Here is an 8,709-nt window from a genome sequence, read left to right on the forward strand (position 1 = left end):
GATTGATACTTATATAAAACTGATTGAGCAGATTTTATAAAATGATTTTAATTTAGTATTTTTGTATTAAAATTTAATTATTCTAAATTAAAATATAAATTTAATGTTATCAAAAATTGTATTGAACTACCAGATGCTGGTGGATAATATGGGTCAGCTAATAGAAATCAGTGGTTTTAGAAATGATTATTTATCTCAAAAAATAGGATTAAAACCAGCTAATTTTTCACAGAAAAAACAAAAAGGTAACTGGACAACCGGTGAGGTGCTTAAGCTCTTGTCCATCATTGAAAATTCAGAAGTGGAAGACTATATAGATGCGTTAAAAATTAAAGAAAGTAAAAAAGGAACTTTTATATCTTCATCCGATTTTGAAAAAAGAATGAAATGGTAATAGAAATTGAAGAGCATTTTGTAGATCAGCTTCAGAAATGCCCCATTTCATTTCAACAAAAATTCAGAATCATTTATCAGCAGTTAAAAATTGTTGATAAGCCCACCGATGTAAAAGATATTTTAGCCAACGCTGGAAATAGAAACTATTACAAATTATACATTGATAAAAGTAGAATTGGAATGATGGTAAAAGATGCAAAACTGCATATTCTTTGTTTTTTGTACAATCAATATTTTGAATAAATAATAAAAAATAGCCCATTGAAACTTTGGCAAAAAGATAAAGCATCCTTAAAGGAAGTAGAGAAATTTACGGTTGGCAACGACCGTGACCTTGATATTTATTTAGCGCCTTTTGATGTACTCGGATCATTGGCACATACAAAAATGCTGGAGTCTGTTGGCTTGTTAACCAAAGACGAATTGATTGTGCTGGAAGTTGCGTTAAAAGAAATTTATCAGCAAATATCCAAAGGTAATTTTCAGTTGGATGAAGGTGTGGAAGATATTCACAGCCAGGTAGAACTAATGCTCACCCACAAACTGGGGGATACAGGAAAAAAAATACACAGCGCAAGAAGCAGGAACGACCAGGTATTGGTTGACCTTAAACTTTTTCTGCGCAGCGAAATTGAAAAACTGGTACACAGCACAAAAGAATTTTTCGACCTGCTGATTTTGCAAAGCGAAAAATACAGGGCTGATCTTTTACCCGGTTACACTCATCTGCAACTGGCCATGCCTTCTTCTTTCGGTTTATGGTTTGGTGCGTATGCAGAAAGTTTGGTAGATGATCTTATAACCCTTGAAGCGGCTTACCGGGTAGTTAATAAAAATCCATTGGGTTCGGCAGCAGGCTATGGCTCTTCTTTCCCCATCAATCGCACTATGACCACAAACCTTTTAGGTTTTGAAGACCTGAATTACAATGTAGTGTACGCACAAATGGGTCGTGGTAAAACAGAACGAATTGTTGCATCTGCCCTCGCAAATATTGCTGCATCGCTCTCCAAACTTAGTATGGACGCCTGTTTATACCTGAATCAAAATTTTGCTTTCATCAGTTTTCCGGATGAACTAACCACAGGCAGCAGCATCATGCCGCACAAAAAAAATCCGGATGTATTTGAACTGATCCGTGCGCATTGCAACCGCATACTGGCATTACCGAACGAGATTATGCTGATGACGGTTAACCTGCCATCGGGTTATCAAAGAGACCTGCAATTATTAAAAGAGCATATTATTCCTGCTTTTGAAAACCTGCAATCCTGCCTGCAAATGGCCGGATTAATGCTGAGTAATATTCAGGTAAAAAAAGATTTGCTGAGGGATGAAAAATACAAATACCTGTTTAGTGTAGAAGAGGTAAATAAACTGGTACTGCAAGGCATGCCTTTCAGGGATGCATATAAAAAAATTGGGCTTGATATTGAGGCGGGCAATTTTAATTATACACCCGCAACTGCTCACACACATGAAGGCTCCATCGGTAATTTGTGCAACAAGCAAATTCAGCAAATGATGGAAAATGTAATAGAAAAATTTAATTTTAGTAAAGTAAACAGTGCTATTGAAAAGCTGCTTCGGTAAGTATATAAATTGTTCTTTTACTGATTAAATGTTTTCGCTGTTTTCAATAAACGAACGATATGTTCCTTAATGAATATATCTTTAAAATCGGATGAATTGCCACTAAACGATTACTTTTTATTTATTGATACCGAAGCATCTGGTTTGCCAAAAAAATGGAACATGCCTTACAGTACTCCGGGTAACTGGCCGCATGCAGTGCAGGTTAGCTGGCTCATTTATAATAAGGCCGGGGTAAAGATCAAGGAAGAAAATCACTACATCAGCAACAACGATTTTGAAATTTCACCATCTGCTTTAAGTATTCACGGACTCACAAAGAACTTTTTACAAAAAAGCGGTATGCCCCGCCGGCAGTTGTTATCTATTTTAACCACAGACCTTCTGCAATACCAGCCCACCGTTGTCGGTTATTTTGTGGAGTTGGATTTTCGTATTCTTGGTGCTGATTATTTTAGGGAAGCCCTGGAAAATCCTATGGAAAAATTATCTGTTTTTTGTATTATGAAAGCCTCGCAGCATTTGCAGCAAAATCCCCATATAAAATTTTTAAGGTTAGGTAATTTGTATGAGTTGCTTTTTAAAAAGCCACTGTTAAGCCAGCACAATGCCATAGTAGATGCCACTGCAACTGCCGAATGTTTTTCTGAGTTGGTAAAAAGAAAAGAGATTACCAACTTTACACAACCACCAATTCAATTTAAACAAAATGAAAAAGCTGGTAATGCAGCCAGATGGCTTTTGGCTGTTTTATTCATTTTATTCAGTGCATTTTTAATAGCCCTTTATTATGGATAACCGCATCCCTTTTTTAAAAACTGTAATGCCTTTTAATCTTTTACCGCAACAGGAATTAGAGCATATTGCTCCGCTGCTGGTAGAAATAAAATATCAAAAAGACGGCACCATTTATCACCAGGAAACAACGAAATTAAAAGGCGTTGATATTATCGCAACGGGAGAATACGAAGCATTTTTTTACGATACCAATCATAATAAAAGGCTGGTTGAAATATTTAAATCAGGTGATTGTTACGGAGGTATTTCTGAATTGCTAAACGGCCGTAAATCGCTCACTACGGTGATAGTTAAAAAGGGCACTATTGTATATACCCTGCCCCGTAAGGCTTTCAATATATTGTGCGCCCGGTATGAGGAATTCTATCAATACTTCACCGGTTCTTTTGGTAAACGAATGCTTAATGAAGAGTTTGCATATTTTTATAAAAACCCCACTAATTTCGAACGAAGTTTTATCACCTCCGAACAATTGTACAGCCGCCGTATTGAAAGCCTAGAATATCGGGAAATAGTATGGTGCCGGAGCAATACACCCGTTCACCAGGCAGCCCTGGTGATGGGCCAGCAAAAAATAAGTTGCCTGTTTGTAAAAGATGCGCAGAGTAAAATAATTGGCTTTATAACGGACATTACCCTGCGGGAAAATGTAGTGGCCAAACAAGCCAGTTACCAAAGCCCCGTAAGCAGTGTCATGGATACCCCTATTGCTTCCATCAACGTCCATGCCTTTGTGTACGAAGCTGTATTAAGTATGTTTCGTACAAAAATGCGGTACCTGCTTGTCGAAAAAAATGGGGAGTACGTAGGCTTTATCAGTCGTAATAAATTGTTAAGTGAACAGGGGCAGTCGCCGCTGCTATTTATTCAATCCGTAAAGCAGTCCCGTTCTGTTGAAGAGTTAAAACGCAAGTGGGAAGCCGTGCCAGCCCTTGTAACGCAACTACTCGAACGTGGTGTACATGCTGCCATTGTAAACCAGGTTATCACTACCGTATCAGATACTATTGCAATAAAAGTAATTGAAACCGTAACAAAACAGATGGGTGCACCACCAGCAAAATTTGTTTTTATGGTGATGGGCAGCGAAGGGCGCAAAGAGCAAACTTTAAAAACCGATCAGGATAATGCTATCATTTACGAAGACAAAGCCAACGAACACCGGGAAGAAGTACGGGAATATTTTTTAAAGTTTGCCACCTTTATTTCAGGTTATTTAAATACCATTGGCTTTAGTTATTGCAGCGGCGGCTATATGGCTCAAAACCCAAAGTGGACGCACTCTTTATCACACTGGAAAAATAATTACTTTAGTTGGATAAAGGAAACGTTGCCCGAAACAGTGATGCAGATAGCCACGTTTTTTGATTGTCGTTATTTATACGGCGATGAAACCATCATCAAAGAACTGGAAGTTTTTTTAAGTGGGCAATTGCAAAATCCTATGGACAGGCTGTTTCATTTTATGGCTCAAAATGCATTGCAATATGAACCACCACTCACAGCTTTTTTTAAAAATATACGTACGTTTAAAGTAGATAAAAAAGAGGTGTTCGACATTAAAAAAGCTATGACACCCATTGTTGATCTGGTAAGGGTATATGCCTTAAAGAACCATATTTTTGAATCCAATACGGGCGAAAGATTAAAGGCTTTAAAAGACATGCAGGTGTTTACAGAAAGCGAAGTAACCGAGCTGCTTCAATCGTATTATTATTTAATGGGGTTACGGCTAAAAACACAGTCGCAGCAAATAATACAAAATCATTTGCCACCCGATAATTATATCATGCCGCAACAATTAACAAAAATAGACCAGCTTACTTTAAGAGAAATATTTAAAACCATCCAAAACTTTCAACTGCGCATCCGCATGCAGTTTACCGGAAATTTATTAGGTTAGGTTTGCAAAAAAAATCAAAAAATATTGTCCGGGCTAAGAAGCAATGTGGTAAATCGTTGCGTCGCCCTCTTGTACAATTTTTTTTCTATGGGGCTTCAGCTTCCAAATCAACGTCACTGCCATGGATAGGCCAATCAAAAGTATTTGTACAAACAAATCTTTGCCTGCCCTGCCATCTGTGATGTTATCTTCTGGAAGAAGCTTCAATTTGTTCCTGCAACAAATTCATTCTATAACATATATAAAAATATCACTGGTGGATGTAAACAATTAAAAATGTAATTTGCCGTATCAAATAACTATTGATAAAAACCAGTGTGTTTTTTTCCAATTTTCTCTGATTATAAAAAAAACAAACTATGGCCAATGCCATTCAAAAAAAACGAATCGCTTTATTCGGTTCTACAGGTTCCATCGGCACACAAGCACTGGAAGTGATACGTGCCAATCCGGATTTGTTTGAAGCGGAGATTTTAACTGCTCAAACCAATGACGAATTATTGGTTAAACAGGCGCTGGAATTTAAACCGAACGCTGTTGTAATTGGCGACGAAGCAAAATATCATAAAGTAAAGGAGGCCCTTTCATCAGAAAATATAAAAGTTTTTTGTGGCGTAGCCGCACTGGAAGAAGTGGCTGATTTTGACAGTTACGATATGATGCTGGCGGGCATTGTAGGTTTTGCCGGATTAAAACCTACTTTAAAAGCTGTAGCAAAAGGCAAAGCAATAGGGCTTGCTAATAAAGAAACCCTGGTGGTTGCAGGAGATATTGTAATGCAAAAAGCAATGGAAAACAAGGCACCGGTTATTCCGGTGGATAGTGAACACTCTGCTATTTTTCAATGCCTTATAGGCGAAGGAAGAAATAAAATTGAAAAGATAATTCTTACAGCAAGCGGTGGTCCTTTCCTTGGTAAAAAGCCAAATTTTTTGGTGAATGTAAAAAGGCATCATGCCCTGCAACATCCCAACTGGACAATGGGTGCAAAAATTAGTATAGACTCTGCAACCCTCATGAATAAAGGGCTGGAGATGATTGAAGCCAAATGGTTGTTTAATCTGCTGCCTGAGCAGATACAGGTAGTAGTGCATCCTCAAAGCATCATCCACAGCATGGTTCAATTTGAAGATGGAAGTATTAAAGCACAGATGGGTTTGCCGGATATGAAATTGCCCATACAGTACGCTATGACTTTTCCACAAAGGATTGTAAATGATTTTCCAAGGCTGGACTTTAAAAAAGTTACCTCCCTCAATTTTGAAGAGCCGGATGTTAAAACTTTCAGAAATTTGGCTCTAGCCACGGAGGCACTGTTTAAAGGCGGCAACATGCCTTGTATTCTGAACGCAGCCAACGAAATAGCTGTATGGGCGTTTCTGCGCAACCTGATCGGCTTTTTAGATATTACTGCGGTGGTTGAAAAAGCCATGGAAAAAGTGCATTTTATACAAAAACCTACACTGGAACAATATTTTGAAAGCGATGGTGAAGCCCGTAATTTTGCTGCTTCTTTAATAAAGATGTAGAAACCGCAAAGTGAATTTAACCAGCGGTCTTTTATAATCATACAATTTTTTTATACACTTTAAATAATTTCCCGCTGCGGCGGGACGGGGGAAATATGACACTTTTAGCAATCAACTGGGTTAGTGTAGGTTCAAAAACTGCACAATTAATATTATCCCTTTCCATACTTGTTATTTTACACGAGTTCGGTCATTACATCACGGCACGGTGGTTTAAATGCAGGGTTGAAAAATTTTACCTTTTCTTCGATCCATGGTTTTCTCTGGTAAAAAAGAAAATAGGCGATACCGAGTATGGTATTGGCTGGTTACCATTGGGCGGGTATGTAAAAATATCCGGTATGGTGGATGAGAGCATGGATAAAGAAGCCATGAAATTACCACCACAGACATGGGAATTTCGCAGTAAGCCTGCATGGCAAAGGCTGATTATTATGTTGGGAGGCGTAACCGTAAATGTATTGCTGGCATTTTTTATTTATGCTATGATATTATTTGTATGGGGCGAACAAAAAATTGTAAACAACTCCTTTAAAAATGGTATTTATTGTGCCGATAGTTTGCTGCTAAAATTTGGGTTGAACAATGGCGATAAAATTATTGCCATTAACGGACAACAAATAAAATATTTTGACGATATACCAGCAAAAATGATCACCGCTTTAAACGTAACAGTGGAACAAAACGGCAGGCAAAAAACGTTGCTAATGCCGGTAGATTTGATTGGTCAGCTGGTGGAAAAGAAAAAGCAGGGTGTAGGATTTATTGAATTTAGACGCAATGCCATTGTGGGTGATCTTTCTGATAAAATGTTTGACACTATGTACGCAAAAAAGGCGGGTCTTCAGAGGATGGATAAAATAATTTCCGTAGATAGTGTACCGGTAACTTTTGTGGATGAAATGGGTAAATTGGTAGAAAAAAAGAGAAATGACAGTGTGACCATTGAAGTTGATAGAAATGGTGAGAAGCTTGCTTTGAGAAGCAGGGTAAACAGTGATGGTAAGATAGGGCTACCCTGGATAAATTTATATGAAATGGATAGCCTGGGCCTGATAAAAATTGATGAAAAAAAATATTCTTTGCTGGAAGCCTTTCCGGCTGGTGTTGCAAAAACATGGGAAAAATTAAGTGGTTATGTTGACCAGTTTAAAAAAATGGCCAATCCAAAAACAGGTGCCTACAAAGGCATGGGTGGTTTTAAAACCATTGGCTCTGTTTTTCCAACCCCTTGGGATTGGGAAAGTTTTTGGAACATCACTGCATTTTTATCCATTGTACTAGCCTTTATGAACTTATTGCCCATACCAGCTTTAGATGGCGGACATGTATTGTTTACACTGGGCGAAATGATCACCGGCCGCAAGCCAAGCGAAAAGTTTTTAGAGTATGCACAGGTAGTAGGAATGGTATTGTTATTGAGCCTGATGTTGTTTGCCAACGGCAACGACTGGTTTGGCTGGGGAAGAAGCAGGTAGGAATAAAGTTAAAGTTATAAGTTATAAGTTATAAGTTCTTCCAGACTGGTTGGTATGTAATTGATTATAAAGAGAAGGTCCTTATGGCTTTCTCTTTTTTATGCAGCAACCTTAAAGGAATACAATTTTTTAAAAAGCTGATAACAATTCATCTGCTACTGATTACAAAGGATAGATACATTCATCCATTTATTTTTTTTTATAATTAAAAATTTAATTGGCATACCAGCTTCACTGTTGATAACAGGTATTTTATTTTTAACAGACTGTCCAAAATATTATCCAACTTACGATACAACCACAAGCAGCACATCTGTTTCTTAGGCAACCTTAATCACCGCTTTAACAGCCGGTTTATGTACATTCATTTCCATTATTCAAAAAGTAGAAGACAAGACTTTCTTACTTTGCTGATTTCCTTTTTTTTTTACTGCAGAGGAACCGTTTCCGAAACAAGCAAAGGAGCAGAAACAAAAGGGAACTGGTATACACCCCGGCAGTAATCTATGATGGATCTTCTTCCAAATTCACCATATCATTGAATATAGACAAAAGTATCCTACTAAATTTACTAACCAAAACATGTATTTTATTTCAGTTACTTCAAGTACATTAAAGGGAAACAGACCTGAACTTACAGTGAATGACCATGTGCAATTCTGGAAAAAATAATGCACTTTTTTATCAGTATGAATGTGGTATCAAAAAAATTGGTACAATTTTTTTGTGTTATGCACTGAGTCATACAAGTACTTATTAAAAATATTCTAACAATAACTCGTATTTCGCTATTATAAGGTTTTCACTTCATAGTGTTGGGGAGGGCAATATGTTTATTTCAAAAATCAAAACAATAAAAATGAAAAGAACCAAAACATTATTACGCTTTTTCATCTGCTTAGTTCTTGCGAATTGTATAACTATTTTAGCACATGCTCAAAACAAGGATTCCCTGGCAAGAGTGTATAACAATGAAACCATCCAAACCTATGGGAGGTTTTTTATAAAAGGA

General features: G+C 37.3%; 8 protein-coding genes. 7 read left to right on the plus strand and 1 reads right to left on the minus strand.

Features of this window, described 5'->3' with window-relative positions:
• Positions 1-103: 103 nt before the first annotated feature.
• From H7254_RS11405 to H7254_RS11425, 5 genes are all read left to right on the plus strand, one after another.
• Positions 104-394: a hypothetical protein gene (locus tag H7254_RS11405; protein WP_301921489.1), complete on the plus strand. Its 291-nt coding sequence runs from the start codon at positions 104-106 to the stop codon at positions 392-394.
• The gene (locus tag H7254_RS11410) at positions 388-639 is read left to right on the plus strand and encodes a hypothetical protein (RefSeq protein WP_301933087.1); all 252 of its coding nucleotides are present in this window, start codon (positions 388-390) and stop codon (positions 637-639) included. Before H7254_RS11405 ends, H7254_RS11410 begins: the two co-directional genes overlap by 7 nt.
• Before the next feature lie 18 nt (positions 640-657).
• Positions 658-1,989: an argininosuccinate lyase gene (argH, locus tag H7254_RS11415; RefSeq protein WP_301933088.1), complete on the plus strand. Its 1,332-nt coding sequence runs from the start codon at positions 658-660 to the stop codon at positions 1,987-1,989.
• Positions 1,990-2,058: 69 nt separating this feature from the next.
• Positions 2,059-2,787 carry a 3'-5' exonuclease gene (locus H7254_RS11420; RefSeq protein WP_301933089.1) on the plus strand — a complete coding sequence of 243 codons (729 nt, stop codon included), beginning with the start codon at positions 2,059-2,061 and terminating at the stop codon, positions 2,785-2,787.
• Positions 2,780-4,690: a DUF294 nucleotidyltransferase-like domain-containing protein gene (locus H7254_RS11425; RefSeq protein ID WP_301933090.1), complete on the plus strand. Its 1,911-nt coding sequence runs from the start codon at positions 2,780-2,782 to the stop codon at positions 4,688-4,690. The genes H7254_RS11420 and H7254_RS11425 overlap by 8 nt, the downstream gene beginning before the upstream one ends.
• A gap of 33 nt (positions 4,691-4,723) precedes the next feature.
• On the opposite strand, the gene H7254_RS11430 is transcribed toward H7254_RS11425, so the two are convergent.
• Positions 4,724-4,897 carry a hypothetical protein gene (locus tag H7254_RS11430; protein ID WP_301933091.1) on the minus strand — a complete coding sequence of 58 codons (174 nt, stop codon included), beginning with the start codon at positions 4,895-4,897 and terminating at the stop codon, positions 4,724-4,726.
• Between the two features lie 152 nt (positions 4,898-5,049).
• On the opposite strand from H7254_RS11430, the gene H7254_RS11435 reads away from it, so the two are divergent.
• A complete protein-coding gene (locus H7254_RS11435; protein WP_301933092.1) occupies positions 5,050-6,219 on the plus strand; it encodes a 1-deoxy-D-xylulose-5-phosphate reductoisomerase in 1,170 nt (389 codons plus the stop codon).
• Between the two features lie 95 nt (positions 6,220-6,314).
• Positions 6,315-7,697 (plus strand): RIP metalloprotease RseP, encoded by a 1,383-nt coding sequence (rseP, locus tag H7254_RS11440; protein WP_301933093.1) that lies wholly within the window; start codon positions 6,315-6,317, stop codon positions 7,695-7,697.
• The last annotated feature ends 1,012 nt before the right edge of the window (positions 7,698-8,709 follow it).

The organism is Ferruginibacter sp. (assembly GCF_014377975.1).
In the GTDB taxonomy this organism is placed as follows: Bacteria; Bacteroidota; Bacteroidia; order Chitinophagales; family Chitinophagaceae; genus Ferruginibacter.